At 70.4% G+C, this 19,733-nt stretch carries 22 protein-coding genes; 9 read left to right on the top strand and 13 right to left on the bottom strand.

The window, feature by feature from the left end; translation table 11 throughout:
• Window positions 1-205 precede the first annotated feature (205 nt).
• The 3 genes from BUE30_RS10460 to rpmE all read left to right on the top strand — a co-directional run bounded on the left by BUE30_RS10460 (window position 206) and on the right by rpmE (window position 1,684).
• A complete protein-coding gene (locus BUE30_RS10460; RefSeq protein ID WP_073329739.1) occupies window positions 206-754 on the top strand; it encodes a peptidoglycan-binding domain-containing protein in 549 nt (182 codons plus the stop codon).
• A gap of 304 nt (window positions 755-1,058) precedes the next feature.
• Window positions 1,059-1,451: a 50S ribosomal protein L19 gene (gene rplS, locus BUE30_RS10455; RefSeq protein ID WP_073329736.1), complete on the top strand. Its 393-nt coding sequence runs from the start codon at window positions 1,059-1,061 to the stop codon at window positions 1,449-1,451.
• 11 nt (window positions 1,452-1,462) lie between these two features.
• Complete coding sequence (gene rpmE / locus BUE30_RS10450; RefSeq protein WP_073329733.1) at window positions 1,463-1,684, top strand: 50S ribosomal protein L31; 222 nt, start codon at window positions 1,463-1,465, stop codon at window positions 1,682-1,684.
• Window positions 1,685-1,989: 305 nt separating this feature from the next.
• Here the strand turns inward: rpmE and BUE30_RS10445 are convergent, their stop codons facing one another.
• Window positions 1,990-3,321, bottom strand: a complete 1,332-nt coding sequence (locus BUE30_RS10445) for a DEAD/DEAH box helicase (protein WP_073329723.1) — start codon at window positions 3,319-3,321, stop codon at window positions 1,990-1,992.
• A 232-nt stretch (window positions 3,322-3,553) separates the two neighbouring features.
• On the opposite strand from BUE30_RS10445, the gene BUE30_RS10440 reads away from it, so the two are divergent.
• Window positions 3,554-4,363 carry a division plane positioning ATPase MipZ gene (locus tag BUE30_RS10440; protein ID WP_073329720.1) on the top strand — a complete coding sequence of 270 codons (810 nt, stop codon included), beginning with the start codon at window positions 3,554-3,556 and terminating at the stop codon, window positions 4,361-4,363.
• On the opposite strand, the gene BUE30_RS10435 is transcribed toward BUE30_RS10440, so the two are convergent.
• From BUE30_RS10435 to BUE30_RS10410, 6 genes are all read right to left on the bottom strand, one after another.
• A complete protein-coding gene (locus BUE30_RS10435) occupies window positions 4,360-5,736 on the bottom strand; it encodes a hypothetical protein (RefSeq protein WP_073329717.1) in 1,377 nt (458 codons plus the stop codon). The genes BUE30_RS10440 and BUE30_RS10435 overlap by 4 nt on opposite strands.
• A 115-nt stretch (window positions 5,737-5,851) precedes the next feature.
• The gene (locus BUE30_RS10430; protein WP_139300526.1) at window positions 5,852-7,609 is read right to left on the bottom strand and encodes a SulP family inorganic anion transporter; all 1,758 of its coding nucleotides are present in this window, start codon (window positions 7,607-7,609) and stop codon (window positions 5,852-5,854) included.
• 120 nt (window positions 7,610-7,729) lie between these two features.
• The gene (locus BUE30_RS10425; RefSeq protein ID WP_073329714.1) at window positions 7,730-8,158 is read right to left on the bottom strand and encodes a protein tyrosine phosphatase family protein; all 429 of its coding nucleotides are present in this window, start codon (window positions 8,156-8,158) and stop codon (window positions 7,730-7,732) included.
• Window positions 8,159-8,204: 46 nt separating this feature from the next.
• Entirely contained in the window at window positions 8,205-9,089 is an 885-nt protein-coding gene (locus BUE30_RS10420; protein ID WP_073329711.1) for an MBL fold metallo-hydrolase, read from the bottom strand.
• A 25-nt stretch (window positions 9,090-9,114) separates the two neighbouring features.
• Complete coding sequence (locus BUE30_RS10415; RefSeq protein ID WP_073329708.1) at window positions 9,115-9,552, bottom strand: DUF6691 family protein; 438 nt, start codon at window positions 9,550-9,552, stop codon at window positions 9,115-9,117.
• Between the two features lie 4 nt (window positions 9,553-9,556).
• Window positions 9,557-9,997 (bottom strand): YeeE/YedE family protein, encoded by a 441-nt coding sequence (locus BUE30_RS10410; protein WP_073329705.1) that lies wholly within the window; start codon window positions 9,995-9,997, stop codon window positions 9,557-9,559.
• 78 nt (window positions 9,998-10,075) lie between these two features.
• Here BUE30_RS10410 and BUE30_RS10405 point away from each other — a divergent pair, with 78 nt between their 5' ends.
• A complete protein-coding gene (locus BUE30_RS10405) occupies window positions 10,076-10,444 on the top strand; it encodes an ArsR/SmtB family transcription factor (RefSeq protein ID WP_073330324.1) in 369 nt (122 codons plus the stop codon).
• A gap of 20 nt (window positions 10,445-10,464) precedes the next feature.
• Here the strand turns inward: BUE30_RS10405 and BUE30_RS10400 are convergent, their stop codons facing one another.
• Window positions 10,465-11,193 (bottom strand): Crp/Fnr family transcriptional regulator, encoded by a 729-nt coding sequence (locus BUE30_RS10400; protein ID WP_073329702.1) that lies wholly within the window; start codon window positions 11,191-11,193, stop codon window positions 10,465-10,467.
• Between the two features lie 83 nt (window positions 11,194-11,276).
• Here BUE30_RS10400 and BUE30_RS10395 point away from each other — a divergent pair, with 83 nt between their 5' ends.
• The gene (locus BUE30_RS10395) at window positions 11,277-11,648 is read left to right on the top strand and encodes a hypothetical protein (RefSeq protein WP_073329699.1); all 372 of its coding nucleotides are present in this window, start codon (window positions 11,277-11,279) and stop codon (window positions 11,646-11,648) included.
• Between the two features lie 71 nt (window positions 11,649-11,719).
• On the opposite strand, the gene BUE30_RS10390 is transcribed toward BUE30_RS10395, so the two are convergent.
• Window positions 11,720-12,517, bottom strand: a complete 798-nt coding sequence (locus tag BUE30_RS10390) for a response regulator (protein ID WP_073329696.1) — start codon at window positions 12,515-12,517, stop codon at window positions 11,720-11,722.
• 82 nt (window positions 12,518-12,599) lie between these two features.
• Here BUE30_RS10390 and BUE30_RS10385 point away from each other — a divergent pair, with 82 nt between their 5' ends.
• The 3 genes from BUE30_RS10385 to BUE30_RS10375 are packed head-to-tail and all read left to right on the top strand — an operon-like array spanning window position 12,600 to window position 15,084.
• Complete coding sequence (locus BUE30_RS10385) at window positions 12,600-12,773, top strand: NepR family anti-sigma factor (protein ID WP_244526329.1); 174 nt, start codon at window positions 12,600-12,602, stop codon at window positions 12,771-12,773.
• On the top strand, window positions 12,770-13,345 hold the full coding sequence (locus tag BUE30_RS10380) for an RNA polymerase sigma factor (protein WP_073329693.1): 576 nt from the start codon (window positions 12,770-12,772) through the stop codon (window positions 13,343-13,345). The genes BUE30_RS10385 and BUE30_RS10380 overlap by 4 nt, the downstream gene beginning before the upstream one ends.
• Window positions 13,342-15,084: a sensor histidine kinase gene (locus tag BUE30_RS10375; RefSeq protein ID WP_073329690.1), complete on the top strand. Its 1,743-nt coding sequence runs from the start codon at window positions 13,342-13,344 to the stop codon at window positions 15,082-15,084. Before BUE30_RS10380 ends, BUE30_RS10375 begins: the two co-directional genes overlap by 4 nt.
• A 10-nt stretch (window positions 15,085-15,094) precedes the next feature.
• On the opposite strand, the gene BUE30_RS10370 is transcribed toward BUE30_RS10375, so the two are convergent.
• From BUE30_RS10370 to ychF, 4 genes are all read right to left on the bottom strand, one after another.
• Entirely contained in the window at window positions 15,095-15,703 is a 609-nt protein-coding gene (locus tag BUE30_RS10370) for a hypothetical protein (RefSeq protein WP_073329687.1), read from the bottom strand.
• A gap of 93 nt (window positions 15,704-15,796) precedes the next feature.
• Complete coding sequence (locus BUE30_RS10365; RefSeq protein WP_073329683.1) at window positions 15,797-16,102, bottom strand: hypothetical protein; 306 nt, start codon at window positions 16,100-16,102, stop codon at window positions 15,797-15,799.
• A 95-nt stretch (window positions 16,103-16,197) separates the two neighbouring features.
• Window positions 16,198-18,486 (bottom strand): glycosyl hydrolase family 28-related protein, encoded by a 2,289-nt coding sequence (locus BUE30_RS10360; protein WP_073329680.1) that lies wholly within the window; start codon window positions 18,484-18,486, stop codon window positions 16,198-16,200.
• Window positions 18,487-18,590: 104 nt separating this feature from the next.
• Complete coding sequence (gene ychF, locus BUE30_RS10355; protein ID WP_073329677.1) at window positions 18,591-19,688, bottom strand: redox-regulated ATPase YchF; 1,098 nt, start codon at window positions 19,686-19,688, stop codon at window positions 18,591-18,593.
• Window positions 19,689-19,733 lie beyond the last annotated feature (45 nt).

Here is a 19,733-nt window from a genome sequence, read left to right as displayed (position 1 = left end):
CGGCGCGTCCCGGGGGCAGGGACAGGGCAGAGGCGGGCCGGGGCCGCGATTGTGGACGCCGCGCCATAGCCGGGGCACCGGGATGGCGGGGGCCGTTCCGGACCGGCCCGCGACGGCCTAGGGTCGGGGCGGATCGTCCGGCCGCGTGCCGCGCCGATCTGCCCCGACCCTGTCGCCCCGCCCCTCCCCCTGCCCGGCCCGACCCGTGACCCCTGCCCTTCCTCGCCCCGCCCGCCCGCTCGCGCTGGTCCTCGCCCTCGCCGCCTGCGGGCCGGTGCCGGACGCGGAGACGCCGGGGACCGACGCGCCGACCCTCGCCGACGGGATCGAGATCGGCCCGGACGGCGCCTGCTATGGCCGCGACACGGCCCCCGCCGTGGTCGAGACGGTGACCGCGCAGGAGCAGGTGACCGCCCCCGTACTCGGACCGGACGGGCGGATCGCCCGCCCCGCCACCTACCGGACGGTGACGCGCCAGCAGATCCTGCGCGACCGGGAGGAGGTCGTGTTCGAGACGCTCTGCCCCCCGGCCTATACCGCGCCCTTCGTCGAGAGCCTGCAGCGCGCCCTCGCCGCGCGCGGTTATTTCCGGGGGGCCGTGACGGGACATTGGGACGCCGCGACCGGACGGGCGGTGCAGGATTTCCAGCGGCAGGACGGCCCGGACAGCCCGCTCCTGTCGCTCGGCGCCGCACGGCGGCTGGGCCTGGTGGCGCTCTCGCAGGACCAGCTGGACCGGCTGTCGGAGAGCTGAGGCCGCGCGCCGGCCCGGGCTCGCGGGCCCCGGCGCCGCCGCCGCCCCCCCCCCCGCCGGACGCCCTTGATCGCGGGGCCGGCTTTGCCTATACGCCGCCCGTCCGGGGCTCGAATGCGAGTCGGCGGACCCGTGACCCGTGCGGGGGCGTGGCGGCTTCGGCCCCGCCTGACCCGCCGGTCCGGCAAGCAAAGGGCCACACGACCTCCGCCGGGCGCGATCGCGCGGACCCGGACGAAGAGCGGAGCAATCGGGGCGGATGAACCTTCGCGGGACAAACCGCGAGCAGTCATGGAGAGATCGGATGGACCTGATCGCAGAACTGGAGCGCGAGCAGATCGCCTCCCTCGGGAAGGAGATTCCCGACTTCAAGGCCGGCGACACCGTGCGCGTCGGCTACAAGGTGACCGAGGGCACGCGGACGCGTGTGCAGGCCTACGAGGGCGTGTGCATTTCCCGCAAGAACGGCCACGGCATCGCCGGCTCGTTCACCGTGCGCAAGATTTCCTTCGGCGAGGGCGTCGAGCGCGTCTTCCCGCTCTACTCGACCAACATCGAGAGCATCGAGGTGGTGCGCCGCGGCAAGGTCCGCCGCGCCAAGCTCTACTACCTGCGCTCGCGCCGCGGCAAATCGGCCCGGATCGCGGAAGTCACCAACTACAAGCCGAAGGCCGACACGGCCTCCGCCGACGCCTGAGGAGAGACGGGATGAAGGACGGTATCCACCCCGAATATCACGCCATCGACGTCAAGATGACCGACGGCACCGTGATCCAGATGAAGTCCACCTGGGGCAAGGAGGGCGACCAGCTGTCGCTCGACATCGACCCCACGGTGCACCCCGCTTGGACCGGCGGCTCGTCGCGCCTGATGGACACCGGCGGCCGCGTGTCGAAGTTCAAGAACAAGTATGCCGGCCTCGGCTTCTGAGCCGACCCGGCCCGCACGATACGGAAACGCCGCCCCCCGGGGCGGCGTTTCTCGTTTCAGGGGGGCGCCGCCCGCGTTTCAGTGACGCCTACCCGGACCGATCCGGAGTTCCACCGAGCGGTGCCGGACCCTTCTTGGCCCTCGCGGAAGATGGATCGGCACGGCCCCGGGGGCCGCGGACTCTACGGCACTGACGGATACAGCGAGAGGGCCGGTCTCGCGGAGAAAGGGGCAGTCGAGGGACCCCGCAAGGCCCCGGATAAGGTCCGGGACGCGATCGTCCGGGACCCGTCTGCGGTGCCGTGTCAGGCGGACTTGGCCCCGCGCCCCGCGCCGCCGCGCCCGCGGCGCAGGCCGCCGCCGGGCTTGCCGCCGCCGCCGGCGCGACCCGCACCGCCCTGAGGCTTCGAGCCGCCACCGGCGCCCTGCGGGCGCCCGCCACCGCCGCCGCCGCCCCGGCGGCCGCGCCCCCCGCCGCCGGACTTCTTGGCCGGCTGCTCCTCGACTTCCCACGGGCGACCGGAGGCGACGGGGATGGCGGCCTTCATCGCCTTCTCGATGTCCTTCAGATCGCCCATCTCGTCGGGGGCGCAGAAGGCGACGGCGCGGCCATCGGCCCCGGCCCGCGCGGTGCGGCCGATCCGGTGGACATAGTTCTCGGCCACGTTCGGCAGTTCGAAATTGTAGACATGACGCACCTCGGGAATGTCGAGCCCCCGCGCGGCCACGTCGGTCGCGACCAGCACCTTGAGCGTCCCCTCGCGGAAGCCCTGCAGCGCCCGCTCGCGCTGGCCCTGGCTCTTGGCGCCGTGGATCGCGGCGACGGCGAAGCCCTGCCGGTCGAGCTGCTTGGCCAGCTTCTCCATCCCCCACTTGGTGCGGCCGAAGACGATGGCGCGCTCGTCCTTGTGCGCCTCCAGCATCTCGACCAGCAGGTCGCCCTTCGCCGCCTTGGCGACGAAATGCACCTCCTGGTCGATCTTCTCGACCGCCTTGCCCGGGGGGGCCACCTGAACCCGGACGGGATCCTTGAGGTAGCTGCCCGCGATCTCGGCCATCAGCTTGGGCATGGTGGCCGAGAAGAGGAGCGTCTGCCGCTCTTCCGGCAGGTGCTTCGAGATCGTGCGCAGCGCGTGGATGAAGCCCATGTCGAGCATCTGGTCGGCCTCGTCGAGGACGAGATAGCCGGTCTCGGACAGGCTGACCGCCTTGCGGTCGAGCAGGTCGATCAGGCGGCCGGGCGTCGCCACAAGCACATGCGCGCCCTTCTCGAGCCGCTTGATCTGGGGGTTGATCCCGACCCCGCCGACGACGCGCAGCACCCGCAGATGCGAGCCCTCGCCCGCGAAGGCGCCGAGGCTGTCGGCGATCTGGTTCACCAGCTCGCGCGTCGGCGCCAGCACCAGCGCGCGGGCGCCGCGGGCCGGGGCCTTGCCGCCGTCCTTGAGCAGCGCGTCGAGCATCGGCAACCCGTAGGCCGCCGTCTTGCCGGTGCCGGTCTGGGCGAGGCCCATCACGTCGCGCCCGTCCATCACGTGCGGGATGGCCTGCGCCTGGATCGGGGTCGGCTGGGTGAGGCCCTGTTCGGACAGGGCGGCGGTCAGGCGGGGCGCGAGGCCCAGCATGTCGAAATCCATCGGAGGTCTCTTTCGGGAACGGGCGCGCTCCAGGTTCTGGGGGGCCGGCGATCGGCCGCCGCGCGCGGGAATGTCATGGCCTGCCCCATATGCGGGCCGTGGCCGATAAGTCAATGCCGTGCCCCCCCGGTGGGGCGGACCGGGTTCCCCTCGGCCGGCCCCCGCCCTACGCTGCGCGAAACGGGCCCGACCGGCGCGCCAGATCGCCGGCGGGAAGCAAGGGGCATCGGGCGTGGCGCATATCATCGTCGTTGGCAACGAGAAGGGCGGGGCCGGCAAGTCGACCGTGTCGATGCATGTGGCGACCGCGCTGGCGCGGATGGGGCACCGGGTCGGGACGCTGGACCTCGACCTGCGGCAGCAGACGCTCGCCCGCTACCTCGCCAATCGACGCCGCTACATGCAGGCGGAAGGGCTGGACCTGCCGACCCCCAGCCATACCGCCCTGCCCCCCGTCGACCAGGCGGCCCTGCAGCCGGGCGAGAACGCCTCGGACCACCGGCTCTCGGCCGCCGTCGCCTCGATGGAGCCGGACCGCGACTTCATCCTGATCGACTGCCCCGGCTCGCATACCCGCCTCAGCCAGGTGGCGCATTCGCTGGCCGACACGCTGATCACCCCGCTGAACGACAGCTTCGTCGATTTCGACCTGCTGGCCCGGATCGGGACCGATGCCGAGACGATCGAGGGCCCCTCGGTCTATTCCGAGATGGTGTGGAGCGCCCGGCAGCTGCGCGCCCAGGCGGGCCTGAAGCCGATCGACTGGGTCGTGGTCCGCAACCGGCTCGGCGCGCAGAACATGGTCAACAAGGAGCGGATGGAGAAGGCGATCGCCGCGCTGGCCCGCCGGATCGGCTTTCGCAGCGCCCCCGGCTTCGGCGAGCGGGTGATCTTCCGCGAGCTCTTCCCGCGCGGGCTGACCCTGCTCGACCTGCGGGATCTGGGGGTGACGAACCTCAACATCTCGAACGTCGCCGCCCGGCAGGAGCTGCGCGACCTGATGAAGGCGCTGAACCTGCCGGGGGTGAGCGTCGAGTTCTAGTTGATCCCCATCGACGAGATCCGCGCGGTCACCTTCGGCGTATAGGCCCGGCGCAGCCGGATGAAGGTCAGCCAGACGAAGAGCGCGACGAAGGGCCCCAGCAGGATCAGCGCCAGCAGGGCGATGTCGCCGCCGTTCCCGTGGGCGGCGCCCCAGGCCCTGTTGACCAGCCAGTAGGCGACCGGCGTCAGGTCGATCGTCGCGGCGGCGACCTCCGGCCGCGGCGCGTCGAGTCCCAGCCGGCTGTCGACCCATCCGGCGACCATCGTCGCGACGAGACTGTCGGATTCCTCGATCGGCAGCGAGGCCACCGCCTCGGCGAAACGGAAGTCGACGATCGCCGCCACGCCCTCGCGGTTCGAGACCAGCGCCGAGACGGCGATCAGCACCATCGCGGCGAAGCCGGCCATGCCGAGGATCATGCCGATCCGCCCCTCCGGCGTGCGCCGCCGCGGCAGGTGACGACGGGCCGCCGCAGCGGCGGCGCCGACCTCGCCCTCGCCGGCGATCAGCTGGCTCGTGCCGAGCGTGCCGGCGCGCGTCTTCTCGGCAAGGCGCTTCTGCCATTCGGCCATCGGCGCCTCCTGCCCCTTCGGGATGTGGTACTGCGTCCGCGGCCGGTCGCTGCCCGCCACAGGCGCGCCGGGCGACCATTCGGGCATCTCCTCGCGCGGCCGCGGCGCCGGGAAGGCGCCCCTGAGAACCGTCATCCTCAACACCGCCAGCAGGACGAGCAGGCAAGCGGCCACGCCGGCCGGGATCCAGTGCATCACCGCCGAGCGGGGGGCGAGGGCCGCCGCGCGGTCGCCGTCGAAGGGCCGCAGCACCAGCATGTCGGCCGGCATCGCATGGCCCGTATCCTCGAAGCTGTCCCTGACCAGCGATGCCCAGCGGCCGAGCGAGCCGGTCTCGGTCCCGTTGAAGGCGACGATGGGACCGACGACTCCCATGCCCTTGGCCTCGGCGTAGATGTCCATCGGGTCGATCACGTCGTGGCCCTGGCCGGGCCGGTCGTAGAGAACGACGCCCAGCACCTCGGACCCGTCGGTGGCCCCCTGCGCCAGCAGCGGGATCATGTAGGCGTGGCGGTCCTCGATCCGACCCTCGAGCGTCAGCTCGTGATCCCACGAGAAGTCGAGCTGGCCGCGCAGATGGACCTCGTCCAGCGCGGTGCGGTCCGTCCCGCGGTCGTAGGCGCCGGCCTCGACCTGCGCCGGCGGACCGGCAGCCACGGCCGCCGCGCGGTCCAGATTGGACAGGCTCGCCCGATGCTGCATCACCCCGCCGCCCGCCAGGATCAGTCCCGCCAGCGCGAGAAGGGCCAGCGGCGGCATCCGCAGGATGGCCATGCCGAGTACGATCCAGATCCGCATCCCCGCGTTCCTTCCGAGTCACCACACCGGGGCCGAGGGTCGGTGGGCAATCGGGCGGTTTTCGGGCGGGCCCGGCGCCATTTGCGGAACGCGGCCCCCCCGCGGGGACCTGCCGTCAGGACGCGCGGGCGATGCGCCAGCCGCCGCGCCCCTCGTTCACGGCCCCGCCCTCGACGAGACAGGACCAGGCGGCGTTCTGGGTGAGGAAGACGCGCCCGTTCAGGTCCCCCGGCAGATGCGAGCCCTGCAGCCGGTCCATCACCGGGCCCTTCACCTCGGCCAGGTGCAGGCCGATCCCCGCCTCGCGCAGCCGGGCGTTCAGCGCCTCGAGGCTCTCCAGCGCAGAGAAGTCGACGTCGTTCACCGCCGAGCAGACGAGGACGACGTGCCGCAGCGCGGGCGCATCCGCGATCCGCGCCAGCACCATGTCCTCGAGAAAGCGGGCATTGACGAAGTAGAGGCTCTCGTCCGGCCGCAGGAACACGACCGAGGGGTCGGTCTCGACCTCGTGACGCAGGATGTTTCGGAAATGCTCGGTCCCCGCGATCCGGCCGACTTCGGCCACATGCGGCTTCGACGTCTTGTAGAGGTGCAGCGCGATCGACAGCAGCACCCCGGCCGAGACGCCGGCCTCGACCCCCAGGGCCAGCGTCAGCAGGATCGTCGCCGCCACGGCGAGGAAATCGGCCCGCGCGTAGGTCCAGGTGCGCGAGAGGATCGAAAAATCGACGAGGCTCGTCACCGCGACGATGATCGTGGCCGCGAGCGTGGCGTTCGGCAGGTAGTGGACGAGCGGCGTCAGCGCGAGCGCGGCGACCATCAGCCCCGCGGCGGTGAAGGCGCCCGCCGCCGGGGTCGCGGCCCCGGCGTCGTAATTGACGACCGAGCGCGCGAAGCCGCCGGTGACCGGGTAGCCGCCAGTGAAGGCCGCCCCGAGATTGGCGGCGCCGAGGCCGATCAGCTCCTGGTCGGGGTCGATCCGCTGGCGGCGCTTCGCCGCGAGGGTCTGGGCGACCGAGATCGACTCGACGAACCCGATGACCGAGATCAGGATCGCCGGCAGCAGGAGCTGCGAGATCAGGTCGGGGGAGAAGCCGGGCAGCGTCAGGGGCGGCAACCCCTGCGGGACGGTGCCCACGATCCCGACGCCCGCCGAATCCAGCCCCAGCGCCCAGACCGCCAGCGTCGTGGCGACCACGGCCGCGACGGGCCCGGCCTTGGTCGCGTAATCCGCGGCCTTCGGCCCCAGCCCGGCGCGGCGCAGCAGCGGCTTCAGCCCCCGGCGCACCCAGAACAGGAAGGCGGTCGCCGTGACCCCGATCACGAGGGTCGGCAGGTTCACCCGGTCGAGGCCCCGGCCCAGCTCGTAGGCCATCTCGAAGAGGGTGTCGCCCGAAGCAGGGATACCGAGGATGTGCTTGAGCTGGCTGGCCGCGATCAGGATGCCGGAGGCGGTGATGAAGCCCGCGATCACCGGGTGGCTGAGGAAGTTCGCGATGAAGCCCAGCCGGAACAGGCCGAGCGCCAGAAGGAACGCCCCCGACAGGAAGGCAAGCGTCAGCGCCGCCACCGCATAGCCGGCCGTCCCCGCCTCGGCCACCTGCCCCACCGCGGCGGCGGTGAGGAGCGAGACGACCGCGACCGGCCCCACGGCCAGTGCGCGGCTGGTGCCGAAGACCGCGTAGAGCAGGATCGGCGCGATCGAGGCGTAGATCCCCGCTTCCGGCGGCAGGCCGGCCAGCATCGCGTAGGCCAGCGATTGCGGGATCAGCATGATCGTCACGATCAGGGCCGCCACCGCGTCGGAGGCGAAGGCCTCGCGGTCGTAGCGCCGCCCCCAGTCGAGGATCGGCAGGTAGCGGGTGAGCGTCATCGTCCCATCTCCTTCGTCGGGCCGCCCCTGCGGGGGCCCATCCCGTCCCGGCCCGCCCGTCCGGCGGTCCATCCCGTCCCGGCCCGCCCGTCGGTCGGACTGGCCGGCGGTATCGTAGGCTCAGTCCTCGACGGCGCCCCGTTCCAGCCGGTCCCGCAGGGGGGCGAGGTCGTAGCCGGCGGCACGGGCTGCGGCGATGATCCCTTCGGCCGGGCGGCGGCCGGCCTGCGACAGCGCCCAGAGCGTCGCGGCCCGGGTGCCGGTCCGGCAATAGGCGAAGACCGGGCCCGGCAGCGCCTCCAGCAGCGCACCGAAATCGGCCGCGTCCTGAGCGCCCACCTGCCCGGGCCGGATCGGCTGGGCGCGGAAGGCGAGGCCCGCCGCCTGCGCCGCGCGGGCGATCTCGGCGGAGGCGGGCTGCCCCGCTTCCTCGCCGTCCGGGCGGTTCGAGACGATCGCTCCGAAGCCGGCGGCCTTCAGCGCGGCGATGTCGGCTGGAACGATCTGCGGGCCGACCGAGAGGCCGGGTGCGATCTGGCGGATATCCATGCGGGTCACCTGAGAGCGGAGGGGGGGGGGACCGGGGGCGGGGGTGTCAGAGGCCGTTCAGCGGCACCTTCAGCATCGGCCGTCCGTCCTTGTCGGTCGGCACCTCGCCGGCGCGCATGTTCACCTGCAGCGAAGGGATGATCAGCCGCGGCATGGCGAGCTGGGCGTCCCGCTCGGTGCGGAAGGCGACGAACTCCTCCTTCGTCCGATCCCGGCCGACATGGATGTTGTGCGCCTTCTCTTCCCCGACCGTGGTCTCCCACTGGATGTCGCGGCCGTTCGGTCCGTAATCGTGGCACATGAAGAGCCGCGTCTCGTCCGGCAGGGCCAGCACCTTCTGAATGCTGTCGTAGAGCTGACCGGCATCGCCGCCGGGGAAATCGGCCCGGGCCGATCCGCCGTCGGGCATGAAGAGCGTGTCGCCGACGAAGGCCGCGTCGCCCATCACATGCACCATGCAGGCCGGCGTGTGGCCGGGCGTGTCCATGGCGAAGGCCCGCATCCCGCCGATCATGTAGGTGTCGCCGTCCTCGAACAGGGCGTCGAACTGGCTGCCGTCGCGCTGGAACTCCGTCCCCTCGTTAAAGACCTTTCCGAACGTGTCCTGCACCACGCGGATCTTCGCGCCGATGCCGATCCGACCGCCCAGACGCTCCTGGATGTAGGGGGCGGCGCTGAGGTGGTCGGCATGAACATGGGTCTCGATGATCCAGTCCAGCCGCAGGCCCCGCTCCTGCACGCGGGCGATCATCCGGTCGGCATGCTCGTAGGTGATGCGGCCGGCGGCGTAGTCGATGTCCATGACGCTGTCGACGATGGCGCAGGCGTCCGAGCCGGGATCCTTCACGATGTAGCTGATCGTGTTCGTGGCCGGATCGAAGAAGGCCTCGACATCGGGGCGCACGGTCAGGTCGACGGGATAGGCGGTCATCTCTCTCACTCCTCTTTCGGCCGGATCAGGCCGGGGCATAGCGGCGGGCGACGGTGCGGGCGCGCCACAGGCGCGCGGCATACATTCCGGCGATCATCGCCGCGACGAACAGGATCACGTCCGGCCGGCCGGTACCGAGCGCGGGCAGCGCGCCGCCGGGGCAGAAACCGGCGATCCCCCAGCCGAGGCCGAACAGGGCCGAGCCGGCGACCAGAGGCCGGTCGATCAGCCGCGAGGTCGGCAGGTGGAACGCCACGCCCAGCACCGGCGCCCCGCGCCGCAGGACGAAGCGGTAGCCGAGCCCCGTGACGGTCAGGGCGCTGACCATGACGAGCGCCAGCGAGGGATCCCATGTCCCCGCGATGTCGAAGAAGTTCAGCACCTTCGCGGGGTTGGCCATCCCGGCCAGCACGATGCCGAGGCCGAAGACAAGGCCGATCAGGTAGGCGGAGAACAGGCGCATGGGATCAGGCTCCGATCAGGTGGCGGATGACGAAGACGGTGGCGAAGGCGCTGGCCATGAAGGTCAGCGTGGCCACGATGGAGCGCGGCGACAGCCGGGCGATCCCGCAGACGCCGTGGCCCGAGGTGCAACCGGACGAGTAGCTGACGCCGAACCCGACGATCAGGCCGCCGAGCGCGATCATGGCGAGAGGGACGGGCACGGCGACGACGGGCATCGCGCCGGTCGCGAACAGCCAGGCCAGCGGGGCCGTCGCCATGCCGGCGACGATGGCGATGCGCCAGCCCTTGTCCGTGCCGCCGCCCGGCAGGATCCCGGCCGCGATGCCGGTCGCGCCGAGGATGCGGCCGTGAAGGGCCATCAGCAGCACCGCGGCGAGGCCGATCAGCGCGCCGCCGCCCAGCGCCTGCCAGGGGGTGAACTCGGTGAGGATGGGAGGGGTCATGGGGCGGTCCGCTCTGGAATCTCGTTGGCCGAGCGGATATATTAGGTCGGTCTAATTTAGCAAGGCATGAAATTCACGATGATGAATATTTCTGATTCCCCTGTCCTTCTTGCCGCGACGACGGGCGGCACCGAGGCGATCGAGGAGAAGGCCGGCATGGTGTCGGCCCAGCTCGGGCAGCTGTCGAACCCCATCCGGCTTCTCGTCCTGTGCAAGCTCGCCGGGGGCGAGATGTCGGTCGGCGCGCTGCAGGCGGAGCTGGGTCTGGGGCAGTCCGCGCTCAGCCAGCACCTCGCCCGGCTGCGCGAGGCCGGGATGGTCGCGACCCGCCGTGCGGGCACGACGATCCATTACCGGATCGCCGATCCCCGCGTGGCGCGTCTGATGATGGCGCTCGACGCGATCTACTGCCGGCCGGAAGCCGGCACCGGGCCCGGCGCCGGCTGACCGCGGCCGGTCGCGCGGGCCTAGATCAGCGGCCGCCGCGGCAGCGGCTCGAGGTCGGTCAGGCCGATCCGGGCGAGCTCGGGCAGGTCGTGTATCAGCAGCTGCCCGTCCCGCCAGGTGACCACCTGGCGCTGCCGCAGGTTGGCCAGCGTCTTGTTCGTGTGGACGAGCGACAGACCGAGCGCGTCCGCGAGATCCTGCTGCCGGATCGGCATCGCGGCCCGCCCGTCCCCGGCGAGATCCACCGCCTCGAGACGCTGGTAGAGCCGGACGAGCCCCCAGGCCACCCGTTCCTGCGCGGTGCGCTGGCCGAGCGTGGCGATGGTCTCGCCCAGGAAATGCTCGTCGGTGGCGCTGACCCAGATCAGGTCGTAGGCGCGGGACGGATGCTGCGCGATCAGCTTTTCCAGCCGGTTGCGCTGGAAACAGCAGAGGACCATCTCGGTCACCGCCTCGACCGTGTGGCTCGACTCCCCCATCAGGCTGGCCTGCAATCCCAGGAAATCACCCGGCAGGAGGAAGTTGATGACCTGCTTGCGCCCGTTCTCCAGCGTCTGGTGCCGCAGGCCCATCCCCGACAGAACCGTGTAGAGCTGGGGCGAGGCGCTGCCCTGCATCAGCACGACCGAGCCGGGGCTGACCCGCATCTCGCCGGACTTGAACTCGCGCATGAAGCGCGCCTCGCTGTCGGACATCTCGGTGAAGACGGGCTTATCCCGCAACGGACAGGCCTCGCAGATCACACTCATGGAATGGCCCTCCCTATGTCAGAGATTAATGCACGAGGGAGGATACGAGTCCAGTAAGCGGCCAGGAACGACCGAAGGCCAAGATGACCGACACGACCCATTCCCCCCGGAACCTCATCCTGATCCGAGACCCGCTGATCGCCGACGACCTCGACACCGCGCTGGCGGAGATGCATCCGGATCATGTCGTCGTGCGCGTCGCCGACATCGACGATGCGACCGACGCGCTCGCCACGGTGCAGGACGTGCGCGTCGTCGTGCTGGAGCTGGGGCCGGCCGAACTGTCGAGCTCGGCCCTGCAGCTCGCCCTCGCCGCGCACGACGCGCGGGTGATCCTGTTCGGGCCGGCGGCCGAACGGGCGGCGGAGGACTCGCCCTGGCCGGTGCTGCACCGCCCCTTCGGATCGGATTCGCTGCGCCGCCTGATCGCGCCCGAAGGGCCCCCAGAAACGTGATCGGCCGACGTGCGATGGCACGTCGGCCGACATCGAGGCGACAGGTCCCGCGATGTCGCGGAACGCTGCCGTCAGGCGTGCAGCGTCTCGGTCGAGGAGAAGAACATCGCCTGGCTCACCGCCGAACGCACCTGGCTCTCGACATAGGGCTTGGTGATGAGGAAGGCCGGCTCCGGTCGCTCGCCCGTCAGCAGCCGCTCGGGGAAGGCGGTGATGAACACCACCGGCAGGTCCGGGTGGTTCTCGAGGATGTCCTTGATCGCGTCGATGCCCGAGGAATTGTCGGCGAGCTGGATGTCCGCGAGGATCAGGTCGGGCTCGGTCTTCTGGGCCAGCGCGACCGCCTCGGTCCGGGTCCGGGCGATGCCCGTCACCTCGTGGCCGAGTTCCTGCACCGTGGCCGCGAGATCCATCGCGATGATCGCCTCGTCCTCGATGATCATCACCCGGCCGGTCATCGAATCCGACATCTCCGAGACCGCGATGCTCTGCAGCTCGCGCGCCTCGTCCTCGTCGGTCTGCATGATCTCGGCGATCTCGGAATCCGTGAAGCCCTCGATCGTCGAGAGAAGCAGCGCCTCGCGGGTCTTGGGCGTCAGTTTCGCCATGTGCGCCTGCGCCCGGGCCGAGATCGCATCCTCGGCAGAGCCGAGTTCGGCCCCGGACGAGGACCAGATCATGTGGAAGGCATGGAAGAGGGCCGTCTTCGGACCACTTGTGGACTCCATCGACGACGGATCGGCGATCAGCGCCTCGAGCGTGGCCGCGGCGTATTTGTCGCCGGTCGTCTGGTCCCCCGTCAGCGCCCGCGCGTAACGCCGCAGATACGGCAGATTTTCCCCAACCGCTGTGGCGATCGAACTGGACATCGTGTGCTCCCCGTAGTCGCTAGTCGGGAACCAAACACCGCCCGGGTCCGTTTGGTTCCGACGGCGCGACGGAACGGGAACCATGAATTTTGCTATGAAGAAGGTGGAGATGGGCGAGGACAGCGACAAATCATCCATCCGGAACCAGATCGATGAGAACCTGAAGAAGGTATACCAGGATGCCCTGAACGAGGAGGTTCCCGACAAATTCCGCGACCTGCTCGAGCAGCTCAAGAAGAAGGAGGGCGGCTCGTGAGCGAACGCAGTGCCGAGCGCGGCCATCCCCGCGACGAGATCCAGGACCACCTCAAGCCGCTGCGCGCCTTCGCGCTGTCGCTGACGCGCAATTCCGCCAATGCCGACGACCTCGTGCAGGACACGATCGTCAAGGCCTGGACGAAGATTGACACGTTCCAGCCCGGATCGAACATGCGGGCGTGGCTGTTCACCATCCTGCGCAACACGTTCTATTCCGACCGCCGCAAGCGAAAGCGCGAGGTGCCCGATCCCGACGGCGCCTACAGCGACACGCTCTACGAGAAGCCGAGCCATGACGGCCGCCTCGCGATGGGCGACTTCAAGCGCGCCTTCGACCAGCTCTCGGCCGAGCACCGCGAGGTGCTGATCCTCGTCGGGGCCTCGGGTTTCGGCTACGAGGAGGCCGCGGACATGATGGGCGTCAAGGTCGGCACGGTGAAGAGCCGCGCCTCCCGCGCCCGGGCCCGTCTCGCCGAACTGATGGGCCTGGCGGAGGGCGAGGACGTCCTCGTCGCCGGCGATGCCGCGACGATGGGCATCATGGGCAAATCCGGGGTACAGGCCGCATGACGGAGTCTCCGGGCCCGTTCCGGAGGTTCTTCGACAGGCTGGCAGTCAGACTTTCCCTCTCGATCGCGATCGCCCTGCTTCCGCTTGCGGTGATCGCGGTCTGGCAGGCCCTTGCGGTGATCCGCGAGGCCCAGGGACGGTCCGAGCTCGGCCTGATGGGCGTCACCCTGCATACCGCCGCGATCGAGGCGCGCCTGATCTACGAGGCGCGGGGCATCGCCGACTCGCTCGCCGAGACGGTTCCGCTCATCTACGACGAATCGCCGGAGGCCTGCGACGCCGCGCTGGCCGACGTGGTCGAGGGCCGCTCGCAGTTCAGCGCGCTGGCCTATGTCGACAACGAGGGGGACGTTCTCTGCGCCTCGGACGGCTCGCGGATGAACGTGCAGGGACTCAGCATCTTCGAGGATGCCGCCTCGCGCGACACGCCTGGCTATTACGCCAACAACGTCGCGCCCCTGTCGGGCGCCGCGGTGGTCGGGGCGGTGAGCCCGGTCTTCGACGCGGAGGGGGACCGCGCGGGATTCGTCGCGATCTCGCTGCCGAGGGTTCGCGCCCCCGTCCTGCAGGAGGGCACGCCGCAATACGCGCTCGAGCGCGAGACGACCCTCATCACCTTCGGCCCGGAGGGCGAGGTGCTGACCTCGTCGATCCCGCTCGAGGACGTGAGCGACACGCTGCCCCAGGGCCGGACGCTGGATCAGCTGGCCGACCAGGGACAGCAGAGCTTCAACAGCTTCAGCCGCGAGGGCCAGCGCCGGGCCTATTCGGTCGCGGCCATCGTGCCCGGACAGTTCTACGCCATGGGCAGCTGGCCGCGCCGGGTGGCCGAGCTCGATCTGAGCCAGAGCCTCTCGCCGCTGCTTCTGCCGGCGCTGATGTTCGTGGGCAGCATGCTGATGGCCTGGCTCGCCGCCGACCGGCTGGTGCTGCGTCACCTGCGGCCGCTCGGGCGGGCGATGTCCTCTTTCGCCGGCGGCACCCGGGTCGTCGGCAGGGTCCGGTCCGACAGCGCCCCGGTCGAGATCCGCGACCTCGCCGACAGCTTCCTCGCGATGACCGACACGATCCTGCGCGACGAGGCCGAGCTGGAGGATACGATCCGGCAGAAGGAGGTGCTGCTGCGCGAGGTGCACCACCGGGTGAAGAACAACCTGCAGCTCATCGCCTCGATCATGAACCTGCAGATGCGCACAGCGCACAGCGCCGAGGCCAAGCGGCTGATCCGGTCCCTGCAGGAGCGGGTGATGAGCCTCGCCACCGTCCACAAGGAGCTTTACCACACATCCGGCCTGACCGAGATCCATGCCGACGAGCTGCTGTCCGAGATCCTTCAGCAGATCTTGCGGATGTCCTCGACCCCCGGACGGCCGGTCGATCTGGAGACGAGCTTCGCCCCGGTCCAGTTGCTCCCGGACCAGGCGGTGCCGGTCTCGCTCTTCGTGACCGAGGCGCTGACGAACGCGCTGCGCTACGCTGCGAAGTCGCCCAGCGCGTCGATGCGGCTCATCGTGCGGATGGACCGCGTTCCGGGCACCGACAAGGCCCGGATCGAGATCGCGAACAGCCAGCCGGGGACCGACGCGGACCGGAGCGGTCTCGACGGCGGCACCGGACTGGGCCAGCGCCTGCTCGCCGCCTTCGCGGCGCAGACCGGCGGCGGCTACGAGACCCTGAACGAGCCGGATCTCTTCCGCATCGTCCTGACCTTCACCCCCCTCGCCCCGTCGAAGGACTGAGCAAGGGCCGCTACTTCACCGCCGAGATGGAGACGACGCGAACGGTCTCGGACCGCACGCCGTCGGTCTCGTTCCACAGCATGTAGCCGATGCCGAGCTCCGGCAGGACCCGGATCCCCTCCATGTAGGCGTCGGCGGTATCGTAGGCGATGATCGCGGGCAGGGTGGCGTAGGTGCAAGCGCCGACCGACACCGTGCCGGCGGCATCGTAGACCTGGCTCTGCGCCTCCTGCCGGTCGCCTTCGGCAGAGGTGACGGTGACCGAGGCCTGCCAGCGGCCGCCCGGCGCGGGGACCGGCATCTCCTCGGGCGGGATCCCGTACTCGTAATCCTGCCGCGAGGCCGGATCGACCGCGCCGTCGACGATGTTCCGGTAGGACAGCAGATGCGTGCCGTGCGCGATCTCGAACTCGTAGCTCGGCACGTCGTCGACCATGCCACGGACATGGACGACCGCGCCGTCCCGGCGCGAGTAGATCTCTGCCGTGCCATCGCCGTACTCGACCCGGATCCCGCCGGCGAGGTCCGCGGCGGTGACGCAGCCGGGCGACTGCGCGGCCAGGGGTGCGGCGAGGACGAGGCAGAGTGCCGCCGGCAGCGGCAGGTGGAGACGGGGCATGTGGCGCTCCTCAGGCATTGCGTCGGGGGCAGGGTAATCCGGGGAAAGGACGCTGTCGCCCCTCTCCCGGCCGCCGTCCTGCCCCGCGCCGCCCTAGCGTGAGGGCCGGGACAGCCGGCGCAGATTGGCGCGGGTTCGGGCACGGATCGGGCGCAGCGCGGCCAGCGCGACGAGGGGCGGCGGTTGCAGGGCCAGGGCGGCTGTCATCGCGGCGCCTGCCGCGCGGGCGAAGACAGGCGCCTTCTCGGCGATCATTCGCTCCCGCTCCCCCGCCCCGCCATGCCAGTCGGCCGCCATGCCCCACAGACGCAGCGCGATCACCGTCTGCGCCTCGGCCGCCACGAGGGCGGTCTGCATCGCGGCGCCCCACCAGTCGAAGATCGTCGGGATGCGTGCCATGCCCGTCCTTGCGCCCCTGTCCCGTCCCGGTCCCGCCCCTGCCGCGACAAGGCGCGGCCCGGGGCGGGGGTTCCGCCGAAGGGCGCCCCGAAGCGTCAGTTCGGATTGTCCATCCGGATCATGGCCCGGACCGACCCGAGCACGTCGCTGTCGAAGATCACCCGCACCTGCCGCCCGCCGGGACCGTGATCGCCGTCGGTCCAGGGGCTCTCGTAGATCGTCGTGTTGCCGGCGGTGCGGATGCGGTCGGTGGCGACGACGCTCTCCACCACCCGCGCGCGCCCGCCGAAGGGAAGGAACGTGCCGGTATCGACGACCCAGATCCGCGACGCCGTCGACTGCGCGTGCTCGATCGAGACAGGGTTGCGGATCTCTTCGTTGACGCCGTGGAAGACGTTGTCCGCGAAGGTAACGTTGCGCATCCGGGTCATGTCGAGCCCGGCAAAGGTCGTGTCCACCCGGTCGACGCGGTCGATATAGCCGTTGATCGACCGGAAGACGTTTCCCGTCACGGAGAGGCCGTGGATGTAGTGGTTCGGCCCGTAGGGCTTCACCACGATGAAGTTGAACCAGTCGGCCACGTCGTTGACCGTGAAGATGTTTCCGGTGATCGACAGACCCCCGAACGAGAATTGCTGGCCCAGTGCCGGCGTCGCGTCGTGCTCGTTCGTCCACTCGATGAAGTTGTTGTCGATGTAATTGCCGATCACGGTCGACTTCACGTTCGGCGAGGTGAAGACGAGGCCGCCCCGCCGCACGCCGTTGACCGTCTCGTCGCCGTGGAACCAGTGGTTGCCGGTGATCGTCGCGCCCGACCCGCCGATCACCGCGAAATGCAGGAACATCACCACCCGGCAATCGCGGATCTTGACGTCGTTGGCGTTGGTGTTGAGCGCGATGGTCCCCCGCTGGTCGACGGGCAGCGCCTGTTCGTTGGACTGGAAGTTGCAGCGGTCGACCAGCAGGCCCTGGCAGCCCGACCCGATCGAGGTGATGCCCCGATGCTCGGGCTTGTTGATGGCGCAGTCGCGGAGGTGGAAGATCAGCCCCTGCCGCGGCAGGGCGAGAGCGCTGGCCTGTCCGTTGCACTGGAACTCGACGTCGTCGATCACGAACTGGCTGAGATCGTCGAAGCCGGTGAAGTCCAGCAGGTACCGGTAGCGCACGAAGGTGTAGGTCCGCGTCCCCTCGCTGTCGTAGAGCGGGGCGGAGAGGGTGATCCGCTGCTGCGCGATGTTCACCTCGCGCACATAGACCTCGCGCCCGACGCCGGTGCCGTGGACGCGGCTGCCCCGCTCGATATTGGCGATGTTGGCGACGCCCGTCAGCGTCAGCGGCGAGCTGGCAACGTAGCTGGCCTGGCTCTGCACGCTGCTCGCCGTCCAGTCCGGACCGTCGATGGGCTGGAACTGGCCGTTGCGGATGACGCGCCGCGTGTGGAACGTCGTGCGCCCGGGATCGCAGGCCGCCATGTCGAGCGGCCGGGTCAGGCCGATCCGCCGCCCGCAGAGGTCGAGGCTCTCGTGATCCGCGAAGTTGAGCAGCGCCTGGAACGCCTTGCGGAAGGCCTGCTCCTCGTTCCCGAAGGCGGCGAGGTAGCTGTCGAAGTCGAAGTTCCGCTGCAGGATGAACCGCCGGTTGTCGGGCACGCTCACGGTGCCCTCGAACCGGACCGGGTTCTGCATCGTCACGTCGCCGTTCAGGTAGTAGGTCCCGCCCGGGACCAGCACCTCGCGCCCGTTCGCGGCGGCGTCGGCGGCGTTGAAGGCGGGCGCGTCGTTCGCGGTGCCGTTGCCGAGCGCGCCGTAATCGCGCACGTCGACCACCGCGAGCATGTCGCGCAGATAGGCGGAGGTGATGTCCTCGATCTCGATGTCGTCGATCCGCAGGATGCCGCCCGTCGGCCCGGTGAGGTCGAGCCCCAGATGCCCATGCGCCGCGCCCGGCCAGACCATGTCGGTGCCGCCGCGCACCCCCGTGCCGACGATCCCGGTCACGGTGACGACCTCGCCATAGGCGGCGATCTGCGTGGCCGGGCCGGCCGTGGCCACCCCGCCGAGAACCCCGCCGCCGGACCCGACCGGCGTGCCCGCGATGCGCACCGCCGGCAGCGCCCCCGCGATCGCCTTCACCCGCGCCGTGACGCGCAGGTAGAGTCCCGGCCGGATCGGCGTCTGGCCCATCCAGCGGACCCGCTGGGTCGACGCCGTCTTCACGATCTCCATCGCGCCGCCGAAATCCTGATCGGCGGGGACGAAGACGCCGCCCCCCGACCCGGCATAGGTGTCCGAGCCGGGTCGCCCGTCGCCGCTCGACCAGACACCGAGCCCGGCGGAGAAGGGGGGCGGGTCGAGTTGCAGTCCTTCGGTGATCGCGACGTTCATCGGCAGGGCTCCCCGGCGGCCATGGATTGACCGCCGGGAATAGCAGCCCCGCCTGAACGGGACCGGACCGGACCGCGCGCCGCGCGCGGCCCCGCGCAACGCCCTCAGGTGTTGAAGAGGAAATGCATCACGTCGCCGTCGCGCACGGTGTATCCCTTGCCCTCGGACCGCATCTTGCCGGCCTCCTTGGCCGGACCCTCGCCGCCGAGCGTGACGAAATCCTCGTAGCCGATCGTCTCGGCCCGGATGAAACCCTTCTCGAAATCGCCGTGGATCACGCCGGCCGCCTGCGGCGCCAGCGTGCCCTGCCCGATCGTCCAGGCCCGTGCCTCCTTGGGGCCGACGGTGAAGTAGGTCTGCAGGCCGAGCAGTTCGTAGCCCGCACGGATCAGCCGGTCGAGCCCAGCCTCCTCCAGCCCCATCTCGGAGAGGAACATCTCCTGCTCCTCGGCGTCGAGCTGGGCGATCTCCTCCTCGATCCGGGCGGAGATGACGACATGGGAATTGCCCTGCGCCGCGGCCATCGCGGCGACGCGGGCGGACTGGGCATTGCCGGTCCCGGCCGAGGATTCCTCAACGTTGCAGACGTAGAGCACCGGCTTGGCGGTGATGAGCTGCAGCATCCGCCAGGACTTCTGCTCCTCGGGCGTGATCTCGACGGTCCGGGCCGGCCGCCCGTCCTCCAGCGCCGCCTGCGCGCGGGCGAGCAGGGCGTCCTGCTCGGCCGCCTCCTTGTCGTTCCCCTTCAGCTTGCGGACGAGGTTCGCGCGCCGCCGCTCGATGCTCTCCAGATCGGCGATCATCAGCTCGGTCTCGATCGTCTCGGCATCGGCGATGGGATCGACCCGGCCCTCGACATGGGTCACGTCCCCGTCCTCGAAGCAGCGCAGCACATGCGCGATGGCGTCGGTCTCGCGGATATTCGCCAGGAACTGGTTGCCGAGGCCCTCGCCCTTGCTCGCGCCCTTCACCAGCCCCGCGATGTCGACGAAGGTGATCCGCGTCGGGATGACCTGCTTGGACTTAGCGATCTCGGCCAGCCGGTCGAGGCGGGCATCCGGCACGGCCACGTCGCCCACGTTCGGCTCGATCGTGCAGAAGGGGAAGTTCGCCGCCTGCGCCGCGGCGGTCCTCGTCAGCGCGTTGAAGAGCGTGGACTTGCCGACATTCGGCAGCCCGACGATGCCCATGCGGAAACCCATGTCTCGAACTCCGGTCTGCCAGGGTGAGGGATCGGCGCCGAGCCT

Source organism: Wenxinia saemankumensis, from assembly GCF_900141735.1.
Lineage (GTDB): Bacteria > Pseudomonadota > Alphaproteobacteria > Rhodobacterales > Rhodobacteraceae > Wenxinia > Wenxinia saemankumensis.
This window is presented reverse-complemented; position numbering and strand designations above follow the sequence as displayed.

Coding starts and splice junctions, on each gene's coding strand:
- BUE30_RS10435 (WP_073329717.1), bottom strand. CDS start 5,736: ATGCGGATCTGGATCGTACTCGGCATGGCCATCCTGCGGATGCCGCCG.
- BUE30_RS10430 (WP_139300526.1), bottom strand. CDS start 7,609: ATGACGCTCACCCGCTACCTGCCGATCCTCGACTGGGGGCGGCGCTAC.
- BUE30_RS10395 (WP_073329699.1), top strand. CDS start 11,277: ATGACCGACACGACCCATTCCCCCCGGAACCTCATCCTGATCCGAGAC.
- BUE30_RS10405 (WP_073330324.1), top strand. CDS start 10,076: ATGATGAATATTTCTGATTCCCCTGTCCTTCTTGCCGCGACGACGGGC.
- BUE30_RS10420 (WP_073329711.1), bottom strand. CDS start 9,089: ATGACCGCCTATCCCGTCGACCTGACCGTGCGCCCCGATGTCGAGGCC.
- BUE30_RS10370 (WP_073329687.1), bottom strand. CDS start 15,703: ATGCCCCGTCTCCACCTGCCGCTGCCGGCGGCACTCTGCCTCGTCCTC.
- BUE30_RS10445 (WP_073329723.1), bottom strand. CDS start 3,321: ATGGATTTCGACATGCTGGGCCTCGCGCCCCGCCTGACCGCCGCCCTG.
- ychF (WP_073329677.1), bottom strand. CDS start 19,688: ATGGGTTTCCGCATGGGCATCGTCGGGCTGCCGAATGTCGGCAAGTCC.
- BUE30_RS10390 (WP_073329696.1), bottom strand. CDS start 12,517: ATGTCCAGTTCGATCGCCACAGCGGTTGGGGAAAATCTGCCGTATCTG.
- BUE30_RS10410 (WP_073329705.1), bottom strand. CDS start 9,997: ATGACCCCTCCCATCCTCACCGAGTTCACCCCCTGGCAGGCGCTGGGC.
- BUE30_RS10385 (WP_244526329.1), top strand. CDS start 12,600: ATGAATTTTGCTATGAAGAAGGTGGAGATGGGCGAGGACAGCGACAAA.
- BUE30_RS10360 (WP_073329680.1), bottom strand. CDS start 18,486: ATGAACGTCGCGATCACCGAAGGACTGCAACTCGACCCGCCCCCCTTC.
- rplS (WP_073329736.1), top strand. CDS start 1,059: ATGGACCTGATCGCAGAACTGGAGCGCGAGCAGATCGCCTCCCTCGGG.
- BUE30_RS10400 (WP_073329702.1), bottom strand. CDS start 11,193: ATGAGTGTGATCTGCGAGGCCTGTCCGTTGCGGGATAAGCCCGTCTTC.
- BUE30_RS10425 (WP_073329714.1), bottom strand. CDS start 8,158: ATGGATATCCGCCAGATCGCACCCGGCCTCTCGGTCGGCCCGCAGATC.
- BUE30_RS10375 (WP_073329690.1), top strand. CDS start 13,342: ATGACGGAGTCTCCGGGCCCGTTCCGGAGGTTCTTCGACAGGCTGGCA.
- rpmE (WP_073329733.1), top strand. CDS start 1,463: ATGAAGGACGGTATCCACCCCGAATATCACGCCATCGACGTCAAGATG.
- BUE30_RS10415 (WP_073329708.1), bottom strand. CDS start 9,552: ATGCGCCTGTTCTCCGCCTACCTGATCGGCCTTGTCTTCGGCCTCGGC.
- BUE30_RS10365 (WP_073329683.1), bottom strand. CDS start 16,102: ATGGCACGCATCCCGACGATCTTCGACTGGTGGGGCGCCGCGATGCAG.